The sequence below is a fragment of the Salicibibacter kimchii genome, from assembly GCF_003336365.1.
GTDB classification, from domain to species: domain Bacteria; phylum Bacillota; class Bacilli; order Bacillales; family Marinococcaceae; genus Salicibibacter; species Salicibibacter kimchii.
Window position 1 is genome coordinate 1,930,097 of sequence record NZ_CP031092.1, and the last position, 26,279, is coordinate 1,956,375.

The 26,279-nt window shown below is 45.8% G+C and carries 22 protein-coding genes; 1 reads left to right on the forward strand and 21 read right to left on the reverse strand.

The window, feature by feature from the left end; all coding sequences use genetic code 11:
* Positions 1-13: 13 nt before the first annotated feature.
* From lgt to hpf, 17 genes are all read right to left on the reverse strand, one after another.
* A complete protein-coding gene (gene lgt / locus DT065_RS09820; RefSeq protein WP_114372935.1) occupies positions 14-874 on the reverse strand; it encodes a prolipoprotein diacylglyceryl transferase in 861 nt (286 codons plus the stop codon).
* A gap of 109 nt (positions 875-983) precedes the next feature.
* Positions 984-1,919, reverse strand: coding sequence for an HPr(Ser) kinase/phosphatase (gene hprK / locus DT065_RS09825; protein WP_114372937.1), 936 nt, complete (start codon positions 1,917-1,919; stop codon positions 984-986).
* 627 nt (positions 1,920-2,546) lie between these two features.
* A complete protein-coding gene (locus tag DT065_RS09830; protein WP_114372939.1) occupies positions 2,547-2,897 on the reverse strand; it encodes a phage holin family protein in 351 nt (116 codons plus the stop codon).
* A complete protein-coding gene (locus DT065_RS09835; RefSeq protein WP_114372941.1) occupies positions 2,897-3,094 on the reverse strand; it encodes a PspC domain-containing protein in 198 nt (65 codons plus the stop codon). The genes DT065_RS09830 and DT065_RS09835 overlap by 1 nt, the downstream gene beginning before the upstream one ends.
* 28 nt (positions 3,095-3,122) lie before the next feature.
* The gene (locus DT065_RS09840) at positions 3,123-4,307 is read right to left on the reverse strand and encodes a DUF4097 family beta strand repeat-containing protein (RefSeq protein ID WP_160112486.1); all 1,185 of its coding nucleotides are present in this window, start codon (positions 4,305-4,307) and stop codon (positions 3,123-3,125) included.
* A gap of 62 nt (positions 4,308-4,369) precedes the next feature.
* On the reverse strand, positions 4,370-7,240 hold the full coding sequence (uvrA, locus tag DT065_RS09845; RefSeq protein WP_114372945.1) for an excinuclease ABC subunit UvrA: 2,871 nt from the start codon (positions 7,238-7,240) through the stop codon (positions 4,370-4,372).
* 69 nt (positions 7,241-7,309) lie between these two features.
* The gene (uvrB, locus tag DT065_RS09850) at positions 7,310-9,292 is read right to left on the reverse strand and encodes an excinuclease ABC subunit UvrB (RefSeq protein ID WP_114372947.1); all 1,983 of its coding nucleotides are present in this window, start codon (positions 9,290-9,292) and stop codon (positions 7,310-7,312) included.
* Positions 9,293-9,442: 150 nt separating this feature from the next.
* Positions 9,443-10,582: a PDZ domain-containing protein gene (locus DT065_RS09855; protein ID WP_114372948.1), complete on the reverse strand. Its 1,140-nt coding sequence runs from the start codon at positions 10,580-10,582 to the stop codon at positions 9,443-9,445.
* A 224-nt stretch (positions 10,583-10,806) separates the two neighbouring features.
* Entirely contained in the window at positions 10,807-12,267 is a 1,461-nt protein-coding gene (locus tag DT065_RS09860) for a S41 family peptidase (RefSeq protein ID WP_114372950.1), read from the reverse strand.
* 247 nt (positions 12,268-12,514) lie between these two features.
* Positions 12,515-13,855 carry a murein hydrolase activator EnvC family protein gene (locus DT065_RS09865; RefSeq protein ID WP_114372952.1) on the reverse strand — a complete coding sequence of 447 codons (1,341 nt, stop codon included), beginning with the start codon at positions 13,853-13,855 and terminating at the stop codon, positions 12,515-12,517.
* A gap of 19 nt (positions 13,856-13,874) precedes the next feature.
* Complete coding sequence (gene ftsX / locus DT065_RS09870) at positions 13,875-14,762, reverse strand: permease-like cell division protein FtsX (RefSeq protein WP_114372954.1); 888 nt, start codon at positions 14,760-14,762, stop codon at positions 13,875-13,877.
* On the reverse strand, positions 14,752-15,438 hold the full coding sequence (gene ftsE, locus DT065_RS09875; protein WP_114372956.1) for a cell division ATP-binding protein FtsE: 687 nt from the start codon (positions 15,436-15,438) through the stop codon (positions 14,752-14,754). Before ftsE ends, ftsX begins: the two co-directional genes overlap by 11 nt.
* Before the next feature lie 293 nt (positions 15,439-15,731).
* The gene (locus DT065_RS09880; protein WP_114372958.1) at positions 15,732-16,097 is read right to left on the reverse strand and encodes a c-type cytochrome; all 366 of its coding nucleotides are present in this window, start codon (positions 16,095-16,097) and stop codon (positions 15,732-15,734) included.
* A 68-nt stretch (positions 16,098-16,165) separates the two neighbouring features.
* Complete coding sequence (locus tag DT065_RS09885) at positions 16,166-17,035, reverse strand: YitT family protein (protein ID WP_114372959.1); 870 nt, start codon at positions 17,033-17,035, stop codon at positions 16,166-16,168.
* Between the two features lie 81 nt (positions 17,036-17,116).
* Positions 17,117-18,218, reverse strand: a protein-coding gene (gene prfB / locus DT065_RS09890; RefSeq protein ID WP_114372961.1) for a peptide chain release factor 2 whose coding sequence is annotated in 2 segments (ribosomal slippage) — positions 17,117-18,145 and positions 18,147-18,218 — 1,101 coding nt in all. Because the reading frame shifts where the segments join, the coding sequence is not laid out codon by codon here.
* 35 nt (positions 18,219-18,253) lie between these two features.
* Complete coding sequence (gene secA, locus DT065_RS09895) at positions 18,254-20,788, reverse strand: preprotein translocase subunit SecA (RefSeq protein WP_114372963.1); 2,535 nt, start codon at positions 20,786-20,788, stop codon at positions 18,254-18,256.
* 217 nt (positions 20,789-21,005) lie between these two features.
* Complete coding sequence (gene hpf / locus DT065_RS09900) at positions 21,006-21,572, reverse strand: ribosome hibernation-promoting factor, HPF/YfiA family (protein ID WP_114372965.1); 567 nt, start codon at positions 21,570-21,572, stop codon at positions 21,006-21,008.
* Positions 21,573-22,127: 555 nt separating this feature from the next.
* Here hpf and DT065_RS09905 point away from each other — a divergent pair.
* The gene (locus DT065_RS09905) at positions 22,128-23,021 is read left to right on the forward strand and encodes a DUF6612 family protein (RefSeq protein WP_114372967.1); all 894 of its coding nucleotides are present in this window, start codon (positions 22,128-22,130) and stop codon (positions 23,019-23,021) included.
* 92 nt (positions 23,022-23,113) lie between these two features.
* Here DT065_RS09905 and DT065_RS09910 read toward each other — a convergent pair whose 3' ends face one another.
* The 4 genes from DT065_RS09910 to fliD form a co-directional block, all read right to left on the reverse strand.
* The gene (locus DT065_RS09910; RefSeq protein WP_114372968.1) at positions 23,114-23,488 is read right to left on the reverse strand and encodes a DUF8042 domain-containing protein; all 375 of its coding nucleotides are present in this window, start codon (positions 23,486-23,488) and stop codon (positions 23,114-23,116) included.
* Between the two features lie 216 nt (positions 23,489-23,704).
* Positions 23,705-24,064: a flagellar protein FliT gene (gene fliT, locus DT065_RS09915; protein ID WP_114372970.1), complete on the reverse strand. Its 360-nt coding sequence runs from the start codon at positions 24,062-24,064 to the stop codon at positions 23,705-23,707.
* Positions 24,064-24,477: a flagellar export chaperone FliS gene (gene fliS, locus DT065_RS09920; protein ID WP_227002536.1), complete on the reverse strand. Its 414-nt coding sequence runs from the start codon at positions 24,475-24,477 to the stop codon at positions 24,064-24,066. The genes fliT and fliS overlap by 1 nt, the downstream gene beginning before the upstream one ends.
* Before the next feature lie 11 nt (positions 24,478-24,488).
* Entirely contained in the window at positions 24,489-26,273 is a 1,785-nt protein-coding gene (gene fliD / locus DT065_RS09925) for a flagellar filament capping protein FliD (RefSeq protein ID WP_114372972.1), read from the reverse strand.
* Positions 26,274-26,279 lie beyond the last annotated feature (6 nt).

Here is a 26,279-nt window from a genome sequence, read left to right on the forward strand (position 1 = left end):
CCCTACTCCAAACTCACTTTTTCTTCTTTTTCTTCTTATTTTTTTGTATAAGCTTCTCGTCTTTATCCCAATAGCGTGCCTCCATGATCCCTTTTTTACGATGATAAACCATCAAAAAAATGGCCCCCGCGATAAGCACTACGGAAATCATTTGCGCCGTTTGTAAGAAATCCCCGATCATCAAGCTATCCGTACGCATCCCTTCGATAAAGAAGCGACCGAACGAATACCAAATGACATACGCCAAAAAGACATTTCCGCGACGTAAGTTCATTCGCCGTAAAATGAAGATCAATAATGCAAAACCGAGCACGTTCCAAATGCTTTCATACAAAAAGGTCGGATGATGGTAGGCGCCTTCAATAAACATCTGATCGATGATCCAGTCCGGCAACAGGAGGTTTTCCAAAAATCCCCGGGAAACTTCTCCCCCGTATGCTTCCTGATTCATGAAATTGCCCCAGCGGCCAATCGCTTGCCCAAGTATAATGCTGGGCGCGGCAATATCGGCGAGTTTCCAAAATGAATAACCACGTCGTTTGGCAAAAACAATTCCTGTAATTACGGCCCCGATTAACCCTCCATGAATGGCTAAACCGCCTTCCCAAATGGCAATAATCTGCGCCGGATTCTCTGCATAATAGTCAAATTGAAAAATCACATAATAAAGACGGGCACTGATAATGGAAATTGGAATCGCCCAAATAAGCAAATCCGCAAATAAATCGTCCGGATAACCGTGTTTTTTTGCTTCCCTCGTCGCTATAATATAGCCTATGGCCGCTCCCAGTACGATTAGAATACCATACCACTGGATAGACAAGGCCCCAATTTCAAAGGCTACGGGATCCAGCGGCTGTGCATGAAAAAGCATCCGGATGGCCACCTCCCTATTTAATTTTTTCGATGTTTGTCATTTTGTTTGGTTCGAGTCTTCAGTGTGATTCTACTTTCCCGCGAATCCTTCACGCCCTATTTATTTGTCAAAATTCATCTCGGTCATAATCTTCAATTACACCCGTTAACTTATCTGAAAACTCCTGGGCCGCATTAATCCCCATTCGTTTTAAGCGGAAATTCATGGCGGCGACTTCTACGATCACCGCCAGGTTGCGCCCGGGGCGTACGGGAATCGTATATTTCGGGATATAGGTTTCAATGACTTTCATCGTATCCTCGTCAATCCCTAACCGATCGTATGCCTTATCCTCATCCCAAAGCTCAAGGTGGACATTAAGAGTGATTCGTTTAAACGGCCGTACCGCCCCGGCACCAAACAAAGTCATGACATCAATAATGCCTAGCCCGCGAATTTCAAGCAGATGCTTAATCAGTTCAGGCGGACGACCCATCAAAGTGTCACCGTGCTGTTGACTGATTTCCACCGAATCGTCGGCAACGAGCCGATGCCCTCTTCGCACCAAGTCCAGCGCAGTTTCGCTTTTGCCAACCCCGCTGGCCCCGGTAAGCAAGACTCCAATTCCATATATATCCACCAGCACACCGTGCACTGCCGTCGTTTCTGCAAGTTGTGCTTCCAGAAATTCAGTCAGCTGGCTGCTTATTCGTGTCGTCGTATCATTGGCGCGCATAATTGGAACACCGGAGTCTTCCGAGACACTTAACAGCTCCGGCGATGCTTCCAGACCTCTGGATATGATCACACCGGGCGTATTTGCCGTACATAATTTATCCAGGCGTTCCAGCTTGACCTCAGTATCCAACTGTTCAAGAAACGTAAGCTCCGAGCGGCCTAACAACTGCAATCGCCTGCGCGGATAATAGGTGAAAAAACCGGCCATTTCCAACCCGGGGCGAGAAATGTCACTCGTGGTAATCGGCCTGTAAATCCCCTCTTCACCACTTAACAATTCCAGCGAAAAACGATCAATTAAATCTCTTGCCGTGACCTTAGCCATCTTGTTCCCTCCGAACTCGGATGTGTATCCCGGAGGTCAGATTTCAGAGGCCAGAAGTCAGATGGATGATTTTTCGAAGAAGCATCAAGGACTTCCAGGAATTTACTTTCATCTGACTTCCGGCATCCGACATCTGATATCCGGAAGGCTTCCGGCTTCCGATTTCTGCCTTCCGGAAAAACGGGCGACTAACATCCTGATCTGTTCAACTAACCATCAGAGGAAAAAACCCCATCTGATGGAAGTTTCACTTTATAAGTAGTAGGCAACGACATGTTTTTTACAAAATCATCACACGTTGTTCATTGTAGCACGTTTTGCATCGAAAATGGTATGGTCGGAGTTTGCGAGAATGAGTAATTGATTTTAGGCGAGGTAACCTCGTTTTTGGTTACTTTACGATCAGATACTGCGTGAGTTAGGTCTCATGACCTCTCCATGCCAACCTTATCGGTCGGAAAATGCTCGCTTCGGGCTTCATAAACGCCTCATGGCGACCCTATCGAGCGGACGACCCTCGCTTCGGGCTTCATGAACGTCTCATGGCGACCATTTCGATCGGTAACTTCGATGTGGGGGTCTCATGATCATGAAAAAGAGCACCCTGTGTAGTAAGGTGCCCTTCGATTAAGCTCTCGCCGGATTAAACACGACATTGATGATCGCGTTTAGAATGGCCATTACGACCGCTGCCAGTATAGCTGTTCCAAATCCATCGATGACAAACGCACCACCCATGATCCACGCGATTAACATGAGCATGGCAGCATTAATCACAAAGAGAAAAATACCCAGCGTCAGGACCGTTACCGGGAGGGTTAAAACGACCAGAATCGGACGAACAATCATGTTGACAATTGAGAGTAGGACAGCAGCAATTAACGCTGCCCAAACATTTTCCAATTCAAAGCCAGTAAAAATCAATCCTGTGACAATTAAAACAACGGCATTGATAACAATATTGACGAGACAACCCATTAGGAACGAAAGTCTCCTTCACTTGGAACCAACACGGTCATTAACAAATAAATAAGCAACGTGATCCCCAGGCTGATAAACAGGCTAATCGCGGCTAATACCCTAATAATGATCGGATCAATATTAAAATATTGGCCAATGCCTCCACAAACGCCGGTGATGATGCGACTATTGGCAGAACGTACCAAACGTTTCATTTATCTCCCGCCTTTCTCGCTTTCCCATTTAACGGTCATGGGTTTTTACAGATATGGATCCTGTTTTTGTGCCGGCATCTACCCGCAATACCGATGGTTCATCCGGGTTGGAAACCAACGTTAATGTTTTTTGAATAAAATCCCGCTTTTCATCGAGCACTTCCACATTCGGAAGCTTCCAATGGTAGTTCCCGACATTTGTTTTCAATGTTCCTTCTGTGCGAATTTCTTCCGGTACTGCAAGAAAAACAGATCCGGTCGTTGCCGTTAACGAAACGTGCCCGCCTTCTTTTCTATGAAAGTGACAATTAACGGAGCCATTCACGGATTCGGCATCAAGATCTTCAATGTCCCCGTTAATATCAATACTTCCATGTACGGTACGCAAGTCGGCACGCTCACTTGAAGCCCCGTCAATATCAATGGGACCATTGACCGTTTCTACTTCAAGCATATCAGCATGGACACCTTCCATGTTTATACTTCCATTTACGGCTTTTGCCGACAATGTGATGCTGTTTAACCCATTTCCTTGCAAATGGCCGTTAAACGTATACAATGATAATTTTTCAAAGCGTTCACGAGGCACGTATACCGTTGCCTGCAGCTTGATTTTTTTCGATTTCGTATAAAAGTGGAGTTCATCATCCACGGTCTCGAAAACCGTTTCTTCAAGAAAAATACGACGGGCATCCTCTTCATTTTCCGCCTTATAGACTTTGGCGCTACACGCTATTTTTCCATCTACTTCGTCCCAAGGTTGAAGATCAATCGAGCCATTTTCAAGCGATAGTTCAAACATTCGCTCCTTCATGCTCGTATGTTGGAAAATATGATTGATTTCTTGAGCGCTACCAAAATTGAAGTCGAGGTCGAGTTCTTTGATTTTATGAACGGCGGAGTCCACAAATTCCGTAAACCAGCGAGCCCCTTCAGACAAAGGTGAACCTTTATCCCCTTGTTCTTCCCGGTGTCTCCTCCAATATTCATCGTGATGACGATTGCTTTGATCCCAATCAATTCTCGTGCTTAGATCTGTACGATCGGTCGTTTCGGTCTTGTTTTCATCTTTGCTTTTTCGCGAGGTCGCCGAACTTGTCGTCGTTTCCTTTTCCTTTCCCGATGACAATGCCTTAATCAACTTTGTTCCGTCTTCCGGGCTGATTTTGCCGTCTTCCACCATTTGCAGAATCATTCTACGTTCTTCTTGCATGATTTTTTCCTCGCTTTCCCTTTTTAATACGATCATTAACTGCCCAATGCCAGTTGAAAAAATCACTTCACGACGGCTTCATCCATTTCCAACGCTTCCATCCGTTGTTTTTCCCTCTCTAAGATCGGCTTTAAATATCGGGCGGTGTATGAGCGTTCCACTTCGGCTACTGTTTCGGGGGAGCCTGTCGCGACGATTTCACCGCCACCATTTCCCCCTTCAGGCCCCAGATCAATAATATGATCCACCGTTTTAATGACATCCAGGTTATGCTCGATAACGATGACTGTGTCTCCATTATCAACGAGGCGCTGCAATACTTGCAATAGACGGCGAATGTCATCCATATGGAGGCCGGTCGTAGGTTCATCCAAAATGTAAAGGGAGCGGCCGGTTGTGCGTCGATGCAGTTGAGAGGCTAATTTCACTCGCTGAGCTTCCCCGCCAGATAGCGTTGTGGCCTGTTGTCCAAGCTTAATATACCCAAGGCCCACGTCTTTTAACGTTTGCAATTTCCGTTTGATTCTGGGGATGTTCTCGAAAAACTCCACGCCTTCATCGACGGTCATTTCCAATACTTCCGCAATATCTTTCCCTTTGTAGCGGATATCTAACGTTTCCCGATTGTAACGTTTTCCGCCACATTCTTCACATTCCACGTACACATCGGGTAAAAAGTGCATCTCTATCTTAATAATGCCATCTCCCCGGCACATTTCGCAACGGCCGCCCTTAACATTAAAGCTGAAGCGCCCCTTTTTATAGCCTCGCACCTTCGCCTCGTTGGTCATGGCGAATACCTCGCGGATATAATCAAACACCCCGGTGTACGTCGCCGGATTGGACCGTGGCGTTCGTCCGATCGGTGACTGGTCAATGTTTACGACGAAATCAAGCTCATTAGTCCCTTCGATTTTTTTATGTTTTGCCGGTTTTTCTTTCGCGCGATGCAACTTCTGGGAAAGGGATTTTCGTAATATATCATTAATGAGCGTACTTTTCCCGGACCCGGAAACGCCGGTAACGACGTTAAAAACACCGAGCGGAATATCGACGTCGATATTTTGCAAGTTGTTCCCGTTCGCCCCTTTAACCGTAATTTTGCGCTCCATCGTTGGACGGCGTCTGGACGGTAAAGGAATGAATTTTTTTCCGGATAAATAGTTGCCTGTGAGGGATTCAGGATGGTCTCGGATCGTTTGCGGAGATCCTTCTGCAGTAATATACCCTCCTTGCAAACCAGCACCGGGACCGATATCCACAATATGATCCGCCGCGAGCATCGTATCTTCATCATGTTCCACAACGATCACTGTGTTCCCGAGATCGCGCATGTTTTCAAGCGTACGAATTAATCGCATGTTATCGCGCTGGTGCAAGCCGATGGAAGGTTCATCTAGAATATAAAGAACTCCCATTAGCGCAGACCCGATTTGCGTAGCCAGCCGAATGCGTTGCGCTTCACCGCCGGACAGTGTCCCAGCCGTTCGGCTTAGCGTTAAATAATCAATGCCTACGTTACTTAAAAATCCCAAACGGTTATTAATTTCCTGGATGATGAGCCGGGCAATTTGCATCTCTTTTTCGGATAAATCAAGCGCATCCATATATGCTTTGGCGCTGTCAATGGATAAATCTGTCACTTCTCCGATATGCTTCCCATTAAGTAAAACAGCAAGTGATTCATCTTTTAACCGATGGCCTTGACATGCTTGACAAGCTTTTCGAACCATAAACTGCTCCATTTGTTCGCGCGTATAATCCGATGAGGTGGAATAATATCGTCTGGAGATATTTTTCAAGACGCCTTCAAAATAAATTTTTCGTTCTCTTACATTTCCAAACTCATTGTCATGCCGAAAATAGATCCGTTCTTTCCGGTTGCCATGCAGTAATGTTTTTTTCTCTTGTGTGGACAGCTGTTCAAACGGGACATCCATGTCGATACCAAAATGTTCACAGGCGGCAGCGAGCAGTTGCGGATAATAATCGGAACTCGTCGGCATCCATGGGAGAATGGCATGTTGCCGCAAGGTGAGAGATGGGTTTGGGACGACCAACTCTTCATCGGTTTCCAGCTTAGAGCCAATGCCTTCACAGGTCGGACAAGCACCAGACGGGTTGTTAAACGAAAACAACCGTGGCTCCAATTCATCAACGGAAAATCCGCAATACGGGCAAGCATGATGTTGGTTAAACAACACTTCTTCGCCGTTAATGACATCAATGAGCACGCGCCCTCCGGATTGTTCCAATCCCGTTTCCAGGGACCCAGAGAGACGTGATTCCACTCCTTCTTTTATAATTACCCGATCAATGACAACTTCAATAGTGTGTTTTTTATTTTTTTCCAAAGCAATATCTTCGGACAAGTCTCGGATCTCCCCGTCCACACGTACGCGTACAAATCCTTTTTTCTTTAAATCTTCAAAGATCTTTACGTGGGTTCCCTTACGCTCGGCTTCCAATGGAGCGAGAATTTGAATACGCGTCCGTTCGGGGTAACCCATCAATTGATCGATCATTTGTTGGACGCTTTGAGAAGTGATCGGAATGTTATGGTTCGGACAATACGGAACACCGACACGTGCGAATAATAGCCGAAAATAATCATAGATTTCAGTGACCGTCCCCACGGTAGAGCGCGGATTTTGGCTTGTCGTTTTTTGATCAATGGATATTGCCGGGGACAGCCCTTCGATCGAATCTACATCCGGTTTATCCATCTGCCCTAAAAATTGTCGTGCATAGGAGGATAATGATTCCACGTATCGCCTTTGTCCTTCGGCATAAATCGTGTCAAACGCCAACGACGATTTACCCGAACCGGATAACCCGGTGAAAACGATCAACTGATCACGGGGAATCGCGATATCTACCCCTTTCAGGTTATGGGAACGCGCTCCTTTTATGCTGATACTCTCCTTGGACATGGTTCCGGTCACTCCTTGTACTAGATGTGGGAGGTGGGAAATGAGAAGTGGGAAAACCCACTCGTGATGTTATGATGTTTTCTTTCCCTTTAATTCAATCACTGTATCGCGAAGTTCCGCGGCTCGTTCAAAGTCAAGTTGTTTCGCCGCTTCTTTCATTTCCGCCTCGATTTGTTCAATGAAACGAGCTTTTTCATCTTCCGTCATATGCTTGTCTTTTGGAGTTGTATAGCTTCCTTCATCTTCAGCAGCCACTGTAGCCTGAATCGCCTGCGGCACTGCTTTTTCAATTGTTTTCGGTATAATTCCATGTTTTTCATTATGCGCTTCTTGAATACTCCGGCGCCTTTTTGTCTCATTTATTGCCACTTCCATGGAACGCGTTTCTTTATCGGCGTACATGATTACTTGTCCGTCCACATGACGTGCCGCCCGACCCATCGTTTGGATCAAGGACCGTTCGGCGCGCAAAAACCCTTCTTTATCCGCATCCAAAATCGCTACGAGGGAGACTTCGGGCATATCCAATCCTTCACGCAAAAGGTTGATGCCGACAAGACAATCAAACTCGCCTAGTCGTAGCTGACGAATGATTTCCAAGCGATCCAGCGTTTTTATATCCGAATGCAAATACTTCACTTTAATACCGACTTCTTTTAAATAGTCCGTCAGATTTTCCGCCATTTTTTTCGTAAGCGTCGTCACTAACACTCGCTCATTTTTTGCCTGCCGTTCGTTAATCTCGCCGATTAAATCATCGATCTGCCCTTCGATCGGCCGCACGCTCACTGTCGGATCAAGCAATCCGGTCGGACGAATAATCTGTTCCACAACCTCCGGCGCTTTCTCCTCCTCGTAGGGCCCGGGGGTCGCGGAAACATACACCGCTTGGGACACTCGCTTTTCAAACTCCTCGAATTTCAACGGACGGTTGTCCATCGCGGAAGGCAAGCGAAATCCGTGGTCGACCAATACTTGTTTTCGCGCCTGGTCGCCATTATACATGCCCCTCACTTGCGGCAACGTCGCGTGAGATTCGTCGATAATCATAAGAAAATCGTCCGGAAAATAGTCCAGTAGCGTGTACGGCGCATCGCCCGGATCGCGAAACGTTAAATGCCTGGAATAGTTTTCAATTCCGGAACAAAAACCCATTTCTTGCATCATTTCAATATCATAACGGGTACGTTGTTCCAATCGTTGCGCTTCCAGTAACTTGTCCCGGCTTTTCAGTTCCTGAAGTTGTTCAGCCAATTCTTGCTCAATATTGATGATCGCTTTTTTCATTTTTTGTTCGCGCGTAACGAAGTGGGAAGCTGGAAAAATTGCCACATGGTTGCGTTCGCCAAGCACTTCTCCTGTTAATGCATCCACTTCGGTTATACGGTCGATTTCATCTCCGAAAAATTCCACGCGAATGCAATGCTCATCCCGTGAAGCCGGAAATATTTCCACAACGTCTCCACGCACGCGAAAGGTCCCTCTCGTAAAATTAATGTCATTACGATCATATTGCACATCAACGAGATTATTTAAAAGTTCATCTCGTCCTTTTTCTGTTCCGGTACGAAGGGAAACGACCAAATCGCGGTATTCCTCCGGTGAACCAAGGCCGTATATACAAGAGACGCTCGCGATAATAATGACGTCATTTCGTTCAAATAACGCGCTCGTCGCGGAGTGCCGGAGTTTATCGATTTCATCATTGATACTGGCATCTTTTTCAATAAATGTATCCGACTGCGGAACATACGCTTCCGGTTGGTAGTAATCATAATAACTGACGAAATATTCCACAGCATTGTTTGGAAAAAGCGATTTAAATTCGCTGTATAATTGGCCTGCAAGTGTTTTATTGTGAGCCATGACAAGCGTCGGTTTATTCACTTCACGGATCACGTTTGACACCGTAAATGTTTTGCCCGTTCCTGTTGCTCCCAACAACACTTGGTGTTTTTTATCCGATCTAATTCCTTCTGCAATCTTTTCTATCGCTGTAGGTTGATCCCCTTCGGGTTGATAAGCAGATTCAAGTGAAAACGTTTCTTGCAACGTTCACCCTCCTTCGCTGGCAATACCTTTCCTTTATGATCTATTATAACACACTCCGGCAAAAATCGAACATTTATTTGCTTTCGTGGATGGCAAAAATCCTTCCGATACATTGAAATGCTTTTTCGGAAGGTTTTTTTCATCCATTATTCAACTTGCCTCATGGGGATGCAAAAATAGCAAGCCCAATTCATGATGTTGATTATCGTACAGAGCCGCTTTAACTACCCGCTGTTCCCCATTGGCGTCAATCACTTCAATACGGCCATATGCCGAATTGATCTGTAAGGATTGATAGAAGCTCCATTCCGTATCGACGGGTTCTCCATGCACTTTTGTCACCATTTCACCGGGCAGAAGGCCCATCTTCTCCCCCGGGGATCCGGGCAATACACTGAGAATAATGACCCCCTCGTTCCTCGGCACAAAATAATGATCTTTCATGCGATCGCTGACGTACTCGTAGACCTGCATAAGAATCCGGCCCAGGACAGCAATCAATACGACCGGTAACCATACCCATGCGGATAAATACATAAATAGAGCAACGCCAACCGTTATCAGCACCCCAAGCGCTATTAATCTCGTCCCGGCTCCTTTTACTTTTATTCTCAAGAGCTGGCCGACAGCCGTTAATCGAAATCCAACGAGAAAAGGGACCAGTAATAACGATACATCATCCGCAATCGGAAGCAACGGCCACCAACCTTCGGTCGCGAAGGTGCCCCCGGGGATAAATATGCATACGGGGATGAGCCACATTCGATCTAGACGTTGGCCTCCGATCCATTTCCCTCTTTTGCTACGCAAGCGAAGCGGAGAAAATTGCTCGCGCTTTGACTGCAAGCGCATGAATACCCCTTCGGTGAATAAAAATGCCGCGATGAGAATAAGTACGGGAAGCGGATCTATAAATGTTGTCCAACCTAAAGGCAAAAGGTAGGAAAGAAGCAAAGCCAACCCCAATGCATAGGCAGGCGAGGCAAATCCCGCGCCGCCGATAACAACCAGCACAAGGTAGACCGCTGTCGTCATCAGCAGGAATTCCGGGGTGAGCACAGTACCGGAAGCCACTGTAACGACCGATAGAACCATCCCTGCCAAAATGCCCGGCAGCAGACGATGAAAAACGTCTTTCCCAACAAGGCCCGTGGCCGTATGGAACATCTTTCTTTCCCTCTTTAAACGGCGGTAGCCGATGCCTATCATTGCCAACAAGCCAATATACGTCAACGGGTGAATAAAGAAGCTACCTATACCTGTCAATAGATCGGTAAACCAATGATCCATTATTTGATCCCCTTCTTAAAAACATCGTTGTTTTCCATCCAACCATCCTATCAATATATCTTTTCTGATAGGATTAGAAAGACGTCGCTTTTGCAAAATAGCAAAAGCCTTCATCTTTTTTTATACTATAATCCTTTATTTTATAGGACAACATAGAGAAATACACCCTTCTGTTGCGGATGTATTTCGACACGAAGTCTTAGAATTCCTGCTTTTTCCCGAAATTAAGAGACTTCATTAACTAAATGGTCAATGGCCGTATCGAGTTGGCGATCATTTTCATCGTCACGAATCTCATCCACGATTGCGCTATGGAGGTGCTGTGCAGTCTCTTCATCGATTTCCCCACTTTCCTCCAGATTGTCCGTCTCTTGTTGGAAAGCAACGACCGCTTCTTCTGTTTGCTCATCAAAATATCCATCGGTTCTTCCCGGACCAAAACCCAATCCCTCTAAAATATATTGCGCGTTTCTCACTTGATCATTGTTATCATCAAACGTGAGCGTATCATCTACAGCAAGGGCGGCCGTGTAGAAATATTCCGGCTGGCTTTCCTCGATCGTTGGCTCCACCCCTTCTTCATGAATATTGTTGCCATCCGAGGTTAACCATCTCGACATCGATAAATTCATTTCACTGCCATCATCAAACTGATATCCTTGTTGTACCGTACCTTTTCCGAACGTAGTTTCACCAATCAGGTCATACCCGCCCGCTTCATTAAGAGCAGCTGCCAATATTTCCGACGCAGAAGCACTGCCTTGATTAATAAGCACGGCCATTGGATAATCTTTTTCTTCTTCAAGTGTAGCAGGAGTGGCTATAACCTCTCCGTCAGGCCGTTCGATTTGTACGATCGTCTCCCCTTCGGGGAGTAACAAACTGCCGATATCCTGCACACTGTTCAAATATCCGCCCGGGTTATCCCGAACATCGACGAGCAGTCCATCGATGTCCTCGGATTCCAGTACATTTAATGCCTCTTCAAATTCCTGGGCTGTATCCGTGGAAAAGGAAATAATTTCAAGCAGACCGATGGTTTCGCCATCTCGTTCAATTGTTCGACTTTCGACCGTCTCCATTGGAATCGCGTCCCGTTCCACTTCAACTTCAAATGGGTCGGAAGCCGAGGGGCGGTCGATCGTCAAAGCAACGGAAGTGCCTTTCTCTCCGCGAATGTCCATCACCGCTTCATTCAAAGATTGGCCTTCCGTTGGATTCCCATCTATCTCCAAAATTTGATCATCCGGCATTAAACCGGCTTCTTCTGCCGGTGAACCCTGAATCGGCGAAACAATCGTTACGTTTTCATTCACCATGTTAACTTCCGCACCGATTCCTTCAAATTCACTGTCCAACGATTCCTCAAACTGCCCCGCCGTTTCCTGATCCATATAAACGGAATAGGGGTCATCCAACTCGTCTAACATCCCTTCGATAGCACCTTCAGACAAGTTGCTTTCGTCAACATCGTCGATGTATTGTTCCATAATCAAGTCATGCGCTTGATGAACTTTCTCCCAGTCTTCTTCAGATGAAGATTCCCCGTTCTCATCATTCATTTGCGGAGCAACATTTTGGTCTTGTCCCTCTTCGCCGAGAGAGACTCCCGCGATCACCCCGCCGGACCCGGCTATAATGATCGCGCTCGCTAAGATAACGAGCCACTTTCCGCTAACGTTCATACTGTCACCTCTATCTCAACTTTTGGAAAACAACATGACACACACCCATCCATTTCTATCGGAAGCATCGCCTTCTTTATTATTTAGTTTCCAGCTTGCCGTTCTCTTTTACCTATGCTATGCTTCTTTCTACCATTTAAACACACTTTTATGGACGAGACAAAAAATTCACGATCATCTAAACCATTCATGCCAGTAAATCACAAAAATCGAACGGAAGCCAATGTCCGCTCGATTCTTTGTATAGCTATAAGTACTTCATTGGATCGACCGTATTTACTCCCGATCCGGCCCAACCACCTTCATGTACTTCGAAGTGCAGATGGGGGCCTGTCGTATTCCCTGTATTCCCCATGATGCCAATCTGTTCCGAACGACTGACCGAATCACCGACAGATACGTTGGTGGAAGCCAGATGGGCATACAATGTCGTGAGCGTTTGCCCATCAATTTGATGCGTAACCATTACCGTATTTCCGTATCCGCCCATATACCCCACGTGGCTAACCTCACCTGATTCGGCTGAATTGACCGGGACACCTGAGCCGCCGATGTCAATGCCATTATGCATCCGGCCCCATCTCGGACCATACTCGGAAGTCAATGGACCCGATGCAGGTCTTGCGAGCGTACCGCCTCCGCCGGAACCGGAATTACCGGATACTTCCGATTGGCTTTCTCCTGTTTCTGTTTCTGTTTCTTTTTCCGTTTCTTCTTCTGTCTCTTCTTCTACTGCCGCTTCTTCAGCTTCTCGTTCTCTTTCTCTTTCTTGTTGTTTTTCTCTTTCACGTTCTCTCTCACGTTCCCGTTCTTCTTCTCGTTCGATTTCATTTTGTGTGGCAATTGCTTGCTGTTCCAAGATTTCTTCTTCATTTTCGATTTCTTCCATGTCGTCAAGCAACTGACGCTGCTCATCATCAAGCCCGTCCATCACAACTTCTTTGTCCTCTATTTGCTCGTCCAGGTTTGCCTCTAACGTTTCCAATTCTGCAAGCGTAGATTCCAAGGTTGCTAGATTTTCTTCAACCGCCTTTTTGTTTTCTTCAAGTTGTTCATGGTCGGCAATATGCTCATCGAGTATATCCTGATCTTGTTCGGCAATCGTTGAAAGGGTACGGATTCGGTCTATGAAGTCCCCGAAACTTTGCGCGCCAAATAGTACTTCTATGTACTCTACTGTGCCGTTTCCATTTTTATAGAGGGTCACGGCCCTTTCCTTCAATCTTTCATCTCGTTCTTCGATACGTTCTTCAAGCTCAGCGATTTCTTCCTTTAACTGTTCGTTTTCTTCCTCTACTTCAGCAATTTCCGCTTCTTTGTCTCCGATTTCTTCAATAGTAGCGGACATTTTTTCGTCCATTTCTCGAATTTCATCTTCGATTTCCGTCAACTCTTCCTCTACGCCTTCTAACTCCTCTTCTGTCTCTCCTGCTTCATTCTCCGCTTCTTGTTGGGATTCACGGATGTCGTCCAATTCTTCTTCCAACTCACTGACGGACTCTGCTTGTCCGACATATGTTGGTTGCAACCAACCGGATAATCCAATCAGAAAGGCGGAGCCAAGCAATAATGTTTTTTTTCTTTTCATTTTCATTACTCCCCCATCGCTATACTTTTAAAAATTTACGCACAGACATTTGGCTCCCCAAAATACCAACAACAACGCTAATGCCCATCAATACAAGCGCCACTTGCCAAATCATTGGAAAGGGCTCTACCATTGTAATAAAAGGCAATTGCGCATCAAAAAAATCATGGAGATAAACATAACTGACCATAAGTGATACGACCGGTATCAAAGCTCCAATCACACCGATGAGCAACCCTTCGATAAAAAAGGGAGTGCGCACGAACCTGTTCGTTGCTCCTACGAGTTTCATAATTTCAATCTCGTCTTTGCGAGAAATGATTGTAAGTTTAATCGTGTTTGAAATGAGGAATATAGAAGTAAACAACAACCCGACGATCAAAGCCGCGCCGATCACGCGCACATAATTTGTGACCGTGAACAACTGATTAAGAATAGATTCGCCATATTCAACCGTCTCCACTTCCGCATATTCATCGATGGCGGTTGCGACAGCTTCTGTAAGTTCCGGTTCGGCCGCTTCGATCACAAGGGCGTCATTCAGGGGATTCTCATCCCGGATGCTTTCATAGACGGCGCCTTCGGATCCAAGGCTGTCGATAAATTGATCCAATCCTTCGTCCCTGTCAAGATATGAAACCTCTTCCACCGCATTGGCATTTGCTATGTCTTCCATTACTTCCGCCTGTTCATCCTCATCGGTGTCCATTTCAAGAAAAGCGCGGATTTCAACTTCGTTTTCGACATCAGAGGCTAGGCTGTTCATGTTTAAAATCAGCAAGGAAAACGTACCAACGACAAATAGCATAATCGTTACGGCACTGATGGAGGCAAAGCTCATCCAGCCGTTTCTGCTAATGTTTTTAACCCCTTCTCTTACGTGTCGCGCAAAGGTGCTACGCTTCATAGCTGTATGCACCCCGCATTTCATCGCGTACAATGTTGCCGCTATCGATGGCAATCACCCGTTTTTTTAATTTATTGACGATGTGGCTGTTGTGGGTGGCCATCACGACAGTAGTGCCTCGATGGTTAATATCTTCTAAAGTACCCATAATACTCCAAGCCGTTTCCGGGTCAAGATTTCCGGTCGGTTCATCTGCGATCAGGATGGCCGGCTTGTTGACCATAGCTCTCCCAATAGCCACTCGTTGTTGTTCGCCGCCAGATAACTCGCGCGGCTTATAACGAGCTTTATCCTTTAATTGCACTAGTTCCAACACTTCCATCACACGTGGTTTGATGCGGTTACCGGGCTCACCGATAACCTCAAGTGCAAAAGCAATGTTTTCAAACACGGACATGTTGGGAAACAGTTTAAAATCTTGGAAAACAACCCCGATCTTGCGCCGTAAATATGGAATTTGTTTTTTTCTAAGTTCACCAAGGTTTGTCTCATTCACATAAATAGTGCCTTCTGTCGGCTTCAATTCACGGATGATTAGCTTAATGAACGTCGACTTTCCGGCACCGCTGGGGCCTACAACATACACAAACTCCTCTTTCCCAATATGTATGTTCATGTTGTTTAAGGCTTGGATGCCGTTTTGATAGGTTTTTCGTACTCCTTGCATATTGATCAAATCTCTCACACCTAAAAATTTCCATATTCTGAGGGCTTACGACAAATACCCACTTCCTTGGACATATTATATCATTCTCATATTTTTATAAAAGATGTGGAGATTACAGTTTGGTTTCAACGAAATTACAAATACTTAACTCCTGCGAAGACTAAGGACTTTCCTCCTTTGTGTTTCGTTGCCTCGGGCATTTTCCAACGGAACGATTTTTTAAGTACCCAGCCCAAAAAAAGAAGGGACAAAAAAAACGCCCTGCCATTATCGGTAGGACGTTTCGTTCCCTTTATTAAAGCTTAGCCTTCTTCTTCTACGTACTGAGCAACAGCGTCAGCGTCATCACCGGTAACAAGATCTTCCGGCATGGAACCGGGGCCTTCTTCAATCGCGGCGCGAACGTCGTCAGCGCTATGCCCTTCAAGCGGCGGACCTGAACCGCCTTCCAAGTCCCCGCCGTGGCAACTCATGCAATTCTCTTCATACAGATCCATTCCTTCTCCTGCATCAACGGTTTCGCCATTGTCTTCTTCCTCGGCTCCGTTATCGGCGCCGCCATTTCCACCATTGTTATCGCCGGCAGGCTCTTGTTCTTCACCTGCTTGACCACCACAGCCACCGATAATAAAAATCGCTGTCCCTAACACTAACATTGCTTTTTTCATGATGAACAACCTCCTCCATTATCTCACTGATACGCGTAAGAAATAACGCTTCAGTTATTATACACGATTTAGTCCATTTTAAAACCACGCCCGAGCACTTCTGTCGCGTTGGAAACGACAATGAACGCGTCACGGTCGATGCTTTGTACGACTTGCCGTAACAAAGGAATTTCATTACGGTTCACAACACACATCAGCATGGGCCGATCATCTTCCGTGTAGCCTCCATACGCTTGAAGTTTGGTGACGCCACGATCGACATCATTTAAAATGGCTAGTTTTACCTTTCCCTGTTCTTCCGTGATTATGAACGCAATTTTATCATAGCCAAAACCGGTTTGTACAATGTCAATGGTCTTACCGGTGATAAAAAGCCCAATGAGTGCAAATAACGCAAATTCGATACTAAACGCAATTGCAGCCGCGGCAACGATTAGCCCATCCATGATAAATACGCCGGCGCCAAGAGAAGCACCTGTATATTTATGGATGATTTGAGCCGCCAAGTCGGTGCCCCCCGTAGAAGCTCCTGATCGAAAAACAAGCCCGAGCCCCATTCCGACACCGACACCACCAAAAATTGCCGCCAATAGAGGCTCTGTCGTTAAAGGCGGCCAATGTTGTGTCAAAAAAACGACAAATGGGAGGAACAACGTTCCCACTAATGTCATTCCCCCATATCTCAATCCGCCGAGCAAAAGTATTCCCAATAGAAACAGTGGGATATTAAGGGCGTAAAGGGTGATGTGCGGAGCAAGACCGAACACTTGGTATACAATGGTGGCAAAACCGCTAAGTCCGCCCGAGGCGATGGCATTCGGCAGTAAAAACACATTATACGCGATGGCCACAATTGCTGAACCGCCCAAAACGAGCAGGACATTTCCCAGCAAGCGCGCTGAACCTTGTGCCGGCTCGCGCCGTTTTTTCCGCCTCATTCAAACACTCCATTCAAAAACCTCGGCTTAATACCGAAATGGTGCATCCATTATGTGGCTCTTACAACTTCCCTTGCACCGTTACGTTATCCTTGACCGCAAGTATGTGTCAATAAAAACATCGATCGCGCCGTCCATGACCGCTTCCGTATTGCCGACTTCGTGATTGGTCCGATGATCTTTCACCATATTATAAGGGTGGAAAACATAAGAACGAATCTGGCTGCCCCATCCGATTTCACTTTGAGTGCCGCGCAACTCATCTAACTCTTGTTGTTGCCGTTCAAGTTCTTGTTGATAAAGACGGGATCTCAGCATTTTCATCGCGTGTTCACGGTTTTTAAGTTGCGATCGCTCATTTTGGCATTGCACTACCGTGTTCGTCGGAATATGAGTGATTCTTACGGCAGAGTCGGTCGTGTTTACGTGCTGGCCGCCGGCACCACTTGCACGATACGTATCAATTTTCAAGTCTTCAGCAGCCACTTCAATATTAACATCTTCGTCCATTTCCGGTATCACTTCACAGGAAGCGAAAGACGTATGACGCCGACCCGAGGAATCAAAAGGGGAAATGCGGACTAATCGGTGGACGCCTTTCTCCGCTTTTAAAAGCCCATAGGCATCTTGTCCTTTGATAAGAAGTGTGACGCTTTTCAGACCGGCTTCGTCCCCTGGCGAATAATCAAATGTCTCCACCTTAAAATTACGCTTTTCCGCCCAGCGCGTATACATGCGGAGAAGCATTTTTGCCCAATCCTGGGACTCTGTGCCACCGGCACCGGCGTGAATCTCAAAAATAGCGTTCTTTTCATCATGGGGGTCTGACAGCAACATTTTCAGCTCAAACTGATTGATTTGCTCTGAAAGCGACCGAAGCCCCTGTTCCAGATCCGCTCGCAATTCCTCATCGTCTTCTTCTTGCAAAAGCTCCTGGGTCACGCTTAAATTTTCCAGCTCTTCATCCAACTTACGAAATGTATAAGCGGTTTTCTTTAGTTCGTTAGTCTCGTCAATCACTTCTTTGGAGGCATCCGGGTTATCCCAAAACCCGGGGACCGTCATTTCTTCCTCCAATTCTTTAATCCTGTTTTCTTTCGCTTCAAGGTCAAAGAGACCCCCTGAATTCCGCGAGACGATTCGCCATTGTCGTTAATTCTGTTTTTATTTCGGCACTATCCATTCTCTCACCCTCTTTTCCATGATAGGCGCGGTCCTTTAAGCTCCCTGAGCCCCACAGCAATGTTTGTATTTTTTCCCGCTTCCGCACGGGCAGGGTTCATTTCTTCCCACTTGCTTCGCTTTCCGAATCGGTTGTTTTCTCTTCTTCTCTTGGTCTTTGTTATTATTTCCGTGCACCGCTTGCGACTTGCTTTCATCCACGACTGCTTCCCGTTGCATGTTGTTCGTCAAACGTGCCTTTATCACATAACGCGAGACTTCTTCTTCGATACTGGCGACCATGTCGTCAAACATGTTATATCCTTCAAAACGATAATCCCGAAGCGGATTGCTTTGTCCGTATGCCCGTAAGTGAATGCCTTGACGAAGCTGGTCCATCTGATCAATATGATTCATCCATTTACGGTCGACAGCCCGCAACATAATGACCTTCTCAAATTCCCGCATTTTTTCTTCGCTAATCTCTGCTTCTTTCGCTTTGTAATTTGCCCCGGCCTTTCCTTTAACGAGTTCCTGTATCTCATCCTGTTCCAAGCCATGCAAATCATTTTGCGTAATGTCGCCATTATAAAGAACCATCGCGTTCAGATCCGCTACTAAACCGGCCAAGTCCCAGTCTTCCGGAACTTCTTCTTCCGAGGTGAAACGAGCAACCGTTCGGTCTACGACATTGTTGAGCATGCCTTGAACGATCGTTTCCAAGTTGTCCGATTCCAATACTTCCATCCGTTGTTCGTAGATAATATCCCGTTGTTCCCGCATGACATCATCGTATTCAAGGACTTGCTTACGCGCATCGAAGTTATGCCCCTCCACGCGCTTTTGCGCTTGCTCCACGGCACGGCTGACCATTCGGCTTTCCAAAGGAGTGTCCTCTTCCATGCCCATTTTATTCAGCATGTTTTGCATGTTTTCCGAACCAAATCGGCGCATGAGTACATCTTCCATCGACAGGTAAAATTGGGAAACCCCCGGGTCACCCTGGCGTCCGGAACGACCGCGTAATTGATTATCAATTCGGCGGCTTTCATGACGCTCCGTGCCAATGACAAAAAGACCGCCAAGTTCGGGAACGCCATCCCCCAATTTAATGTCCGTTCCACGACCGGCCATATTTGTGGCAATGGTAACGGCATTTTTTTGCCCGGCGTTTTTAATGATTTCCGCTTCATTGGCATGATGTTTGGCGTTTAAAACATCGTGGGGGACCCTTCTTTTTTTCAACAAATTGGACACATGCTCAGACGTATCTACGCTTGCCGTACCGACAAGAATCGGTTGCCCTCTTTGATGGATTTCCTTTATGTCATCGGCAACGGCCTTAAATTTCGCATCCATCGTTTTGTAGATGAGATCCGCCTTATCCTCTCGGATAATCGGTTCGTTTGTCGGAATGGAGATCACATTCATATTATAAATATTTTGGAGCTCCTCTTCCTCTGTTTTGGCCGTCCCGGTCATGCCGGCAAGTTTCTGATACATCCGAAAAAAGTTTTGAAACGTTATCGAAGCAAGTGTCATGCTTTCTTTTTTGATCGGAAGTTGTTCTTTTGCTTCAAGTGCCTGATGCAGACCGTCTCCATAACGGCGGCCTTTCATGGCCCGCCCGGTGAATTGGTCGACAATCACGACATCGCCTTCCTCCACGACATAATCATCGTCGCGGTGCATGGCGCGGTGAGCCTTTAAGGACTGGTTAATATTGTGGGTCAGTTGCACATTTCCCTGTTCAAATAAATTGTTCAAGTTAAAATAGTTTTCCGCCTTGTTGACCCCTTCTTCCGTCAGACGGACATTTTTTGATGATTCTTCGTACGTGTAATCGTCCTCTTCTTTTAGTAGTCGTACGAATCCATCTGCTTGTATATACATCTCGGTGGATTGCTCTACCGATCCGGAAATGATGAGCGGCGTTCGCGCTTCGTCAATGAGGATGGAGTCCACTTCATCGACGATGGCATAATGGAGCTTTCGTTGCACCATTTGCTCCGGATAGAGCACCATATTGTCACGCAAATAATCAAAACCAAATTCGTTGTTCGTCCCATACATGACATCACAGGCATAGGCTTCGCGTTTTTCATCTTTGGACATGCCTTTTTCGTTAATCCCCACCGTCAAGCCAAGAAAGTTGTAAAGGGGACCCATGTCTTCACTATCCCGACGCGCCAAATAGTCGTTCACGGTGACGATATGAACCCCACGACCAGTTAAAGCATTTAAATACACCGGCATCGTTGCTACCAATGTTTTTCCTTCCCCGGTTTTCATTTCCGCCGTATCCCCGTAGTGGAGCACAATCCCCCCCATCAATTGAACCGGATAAGGGGTGAGCCCGAGCACACGCGTGGATGCTTCTCGAACGACGGCGTATGCTTCCGGAAGGAGACTTTCCAAATCCTCTCCGGCATTGTATCGAGCCTTGAAGTTTTCGGTTTTTGCAGCCAAGTCAGTGTCCGAGAGCAATTTCATCTCATCTGCATAACTTTCGATCTCATCGACGGTTTTTTGCATCTTCTTCGTTTTACGTTGGTCTGTATCACCAATGACTTTTTTGATTAAACCGATCATGCTATTATCATCGTCCTCTCGCATCACGAAAAATTTATTATCATTGTTGGCAGACGCCTTGATTTGTACACACTATATATTCTATTTTATCAACTTGACCTCTTTCTTACAAATACCGAAGATCTTCGGAGCGGCACTAAAATATAAAAAAAGCTCCCCACCTGCAAGGATGGGGGCTCCCTATTTACTCCCTTTTCACTATTTGCTTCGATTTATTTCAAGCTTCCGGTTCAATTAAGCCGTACCGTCCATCTTTTCTTCGATAAACTACGTTTGTTCCTCCACTTTCTGCATTGGAAAAGACGAAGAACGAATGACCGAGCATATCCATTTGCAACACGGCTTCTTCCGCATCCATCGGCTTAAGATTGAAACGTTTTGTACGCACAAGTTCAAATTCGGAATCGTCATCTTCTTCCGACCAGCCATTCTCCAGTTGTGTTACGCCCATTTCATTTTTGAATACATCCTTCGTGCCGCTCTGCCTAAACTTACGGTTTACTTTGGTTTTATGTTTGCGGATTTGCCTTTCCAGTTTCTCTACGACAAGGTCAATGGCTGCGTACATGTCCGAATGGTCCTCTTCGGCACGCAGAAGAAGGCGAGTCATGGGAATCGTTACCTCAATGCTATGTTGCTGGTTATTTTGGACATGCATTCTTACGTGAACATCGGCGACCGGAGGTGTATCAAAATACCGTTCCACCTTGCCCACCTTTTTCTCCACATATTCTCGCAATGATGGCGTTACCTCCATGTTTTCTCCACGGATATTGTAATTCATCACCAAACTCCTCCCTTCATGACTCTATACTTCTCTATTCCTCTTTTTCATTCCTGCTAAAACGACAAAATGTGTACAAATTGGTAACTATTTCATCTATTGCTCCGTACGTATACACTTATTTTTATGTTGTTCCTCCTCTCTTAGAAGCATTAGTTACACTGTCTTCATCCTCCTAAAATTACTTTACACAGATTCTCGCTCCAACATACAAATGAAAAAATAAAATATACGTTAAATCAATATTAGCCATGTTCCCCTAGGGAACACTCTTCCGTCATCGATCATTCCCACTTGCTTCAGCTGCAAAATTTGTCGAATGGGTGCGTATAAATAAATAATCTCCGTTTGGCAATACAGAATAGATATGATTCACTACTCTATACTGAATCACCGCCTCCGTTTATTTGTACATCCACTCCGGAACATACGCACATTAGCTTACCTTTTCCCTATCCGCCCCTCCACCTTCCCACAGCGGTGATTCATTCCCATTTCCGGAAGAAGTATGATAACATTTATATACATATTTTTGGTGGAAAAGGCGATGATTACATGAGATATAAACTTGGTTTCCTTACACTGCTCATCATATCCCTCCTTACCGCCTGCAATGATAATGGGAGCTCAAAAGAAATTTCGGACGAAAAAGATGAAGAACAACATAATGCAATGACGGAAGAAACCGTTAATCTAACAGAAATCTTGGAACAGTCCGTCGAAACGATGAGCAACCTGGATAGCTTTGCAGTTACCATGACAACCAAGCAAGACGTAGCTTTTCATGAAGAGACGTCTCGCACCGAAAGTACTACGAACACAATCGTAACCTATGCCCCTTTTGCTTATCATGAAGAAACAACCATCGTTGAAGAAGATGAGGGCGGGGAAATGAGCATGGAAACATATTTTACGCAAGATGGCTTTTATTCCTATGAATCATTCCTGGACGAATGGGCGAAATTTCCCGAGGATATAGAAGGGGATATAAGGGAGCTGTCTGCCCGGCAACAAGATCCGGAACGCCTGCTGGAAATTCTAATAACGCAAATGGCTGAGGACAGCATGGAAGTGAAAGACGAGCAGGATCACTACGCCATCACTGCGGAGGGAAATACAGAAGGTTTACAGGAAATGAGTGCAGCGATCACTTCTACTCTTGATGGCGGCATGGATATGGTCCTAGAAGACATTCAATCCATCGTTGACGTGAACGACATGAATTATGAGCTATTGATTGACAAAGAAACGTATGCCTTTCAGGAGTTTAACGCTCACATAGATATGGACTTTGAGGCAGAAGAAGGGCAAAACGTCGCTTCCCAACAAACAATAAAAACATCTTATGGCTCCTTCAACGAAATCAATGAGATCACCGTTCCCGAACACGTGAAAAATGCCGCCGATGAGATCGATTTTCAACTGGATTTAGATGAGGACAATGACTAATCATCACCCGTTCCATGCAAGCTCAACCGTTAAAATTCCATTCAGGAACAAACGAGAAAACAGGTTAACCGGCATTGGGGACCATCATTCTATCAGCTTTCCGTAAGGACGGAGCCTACAATCGTATGCCAACGTTGAAATGCCGGGAGCGTCCCTTTCGTGAGGTGTCCAATCTTTTCAAAAGGCTCCGCAAAGGCGGGGACTTCCAGCGCCTCATTGATCTGTTGTTGAAAAAGATCCCACTCATGCAAATGTTCTTCGCTCTGGCCAAAGACACTTTGCATGGTCATATTTTCTTCACCGAATCGTTCGAAACCCGCCATTGTTTCCGTCAATAGACGATCGCCTTGCTCTTCATGACCATCTCGATAAAATTGGACAACCATCATCAAAGCATCAACGACCTGATCGATCCATTCCTCGTATCGCCGAATAAAACGCTGTTGTTTTGCTGTCAGTATTTCCACGCCCAATCGCTCCTTTAAAGGTCTAGATTCCCCTACCCCCAAAATTTCAAACCTAAATCGTTGCGCTTGTGCTATGTACCAGAAATTCTCTCGGGCTATCTTCATACGTTAATGAATATGTCTAATGGGCGCAAGTTTTCTAGGGCGCCGCTCTGAGAGGGCGACAACCCTGATGTAATTCCTCAAGAACAAGGTCCGCCGGCCCGGCTGCACCTTTTAATTTTTTTTATCAAAATAGATCCCTTCTAAAGTTGGCGATGAAGAAACGTTGGTATACTGATTTTCTACTTGTAAACGGCTACGGGTTTGATTTAAATCCCGACCGATTTGCGCTTTGACCGCTCTTATTTTTTTTTCGATTGATTCATTCATTTCCACGATTTCCCTGGCAACAGAAGGTTCCACAGGTGAACGGGAACGCGATTTTAAAGAGGCCATCATAAGCCCTCTCTTTTCCAATAAAAAATCAATGATATCAAGATAATCCTCACGCGAAGCTTCCTCAGACGGCAAAGGCTCACGCAGATGATTGACCAGTTGCTTCGTCATTTTATAAATGGCTCGCACCTCATCCATTATCTGTTAACACCTGATCCATGCCTTTGTTTTCGATCAATCATTATGACTTCTTTCCAAGTATCACGAAAATCAGTGATTATGGAAGCCGCCTCTTCCAGTGCATTCACATCATTATTAATATTTGCCCTGACAAGCGCATCATAGGCGAAATCGTACAATTGCAGCATTTGTTGGGTCGTTTCGTTTTCTACTCGAAGCGTGACCATCAGCTCACGTATGATCTTTTGCGCTTTCGTGACATTGATGTTTTTCGCTTCATAATCATTTTTTTCCACGGCATTTACGGACAGCCGGATAAATTTCAAACATCCATTATAGAGCATTAACGTTAATTCCCCCGGGGAGGCTGTTTGAAAAGCATTTTGCTGATATGCGGCGGCACTCGTTCGGGCGCCCATCCCATCATTCATTCGTATCCCTCCTACATCATTTGATTGCCGTCATCGAACATAAAGTTCATGAGCATTTGACTTTGGTTGTTCGCTTCGCTTATTGCCTGCTCCATAGCAGTGAATTGTTGCCAATACCGATTTTCGATCTGTTCCAAACGTCGATCAAAATTTTCAATCCGATCATCGAGCTGATTTATTTCGCGCCCTAATGAGAATTGGTGATTCTGATAACGCCCATTGGATCCTCCGGCTTGCCTGGAAATCGCTTCTTCCATATCATTGACGGTCTCGCGCAAATTCCTGGCAATACCATTTTCCGCCCCCGTTTGAGAAAAGAAGTTAAACGCGCCTTCCGGATCTTCTTCAACTACCGAGTGTAACGTCCCTTCATCAATTTCCAATTTGCCACGTTCCAAATAATCATTCGAAGTCGTGATCCCCAGATCACTTAAATGCTCGATATTCGACCCTTCCACATTGATGGTTTGATAAAGGTTTTCTCGCATTTGGTTCATGAAATTCCCCAATTGGCGATCATGGCTTAGTAAGCCGCTTTGTGCCTGTTCCTCCCAAAGTTCGATCTCGTGTTCCGTCATTGCTCGGCGTTGTTCATCCGTAAGCGGAGGGTAATCACGGTTTCGGGTTTCTCCAAGTTTCTCGTGAACATCTGTCAGCAAAGCATTGTATTCATCCACAAATTCCGTAATGTTCTCCACGATTACATCTGTGTCCACCGATGATGAAACGGTAACAGACTCGTCAAATTCGTCATGCAAAGTGATTGTTAAATTATCCATTGTTAAGGTGTTGGAACGGCGCTCGGTTTCCAATCCATTGATCGTAAACTTAGCATTTTGCGCTCTTTGACCCTCGTCGTCACCCAATTTTAGAAAATCCGTAAAAAAACTGTCCTCATCGTCATCGCCATAAAAACTAATTTCATCTCCGCCATCCGGATTAAAGACCCCCGTTTCCGTGCGAGAAACGGACACTTGATCAGAATGGCTATCGTAAAATGCGTTAATGCCAATATCGCTGTTATTAAATTCATTGAGAACATTTTGCAGACTGTCTTCCTCGGTGATGAACGCATCATGACGGAGCTCTTCTCCGTCTTCTCCGAAGGTTTGGGCACCCGCGAACATAAACCGCCCTTCCTCATCATTATCTACATACTGAACGTCAACACGAGCGCCGTTCGCAAAGGGTTCTGCAAACGTTAAGGTTTGGTTTTCAGCATCCAATGACACTTCTCCTTCGCCCGGCTCCCCATCAACAAGCGTATGGGAAACACCATTTACAATTATAGGATGATCATCATTTATGCTTGTTTCTTCGTCTAAATCAAAAGTCTTTCTCTCTTCATTTCCTCGCAAAAGTTCAGTGCGAACCGCCCCCGTCTCTTTCTCCCAAGGTAGTCCTTCCCACTCCCCTAATGGCTGTGAAGGATCAAATCCCTCTCCCCCGCCACTAATCGAGCCGTCGCTATATGTCGTAGCCGCCCTTGCCAACTGTTTGACTTCAGATACGGTATACTGTGAATTACCGGTGCCGGAAGAGGAAGTCACGGAAACGAGCGAATCGTTCGAAGAAGTCCCCGTCCGCTGAAGAAAACTGCTTGGCGTCAGAAGACGATCAAACACAGATTCTTCGAAGGCGCTAACCTGCGTGTTCAATTCACGGTAAGCATCCACCTGCCAATTTTTAAACGTTTGATCTTGAACATATCGATCCTGCGGCATACGCTCGGCACGCATGAGATCATCCACCATTTGGTCGATATCCATGCCGGAAGCCATCCCCGATATTCTCATTCAGCA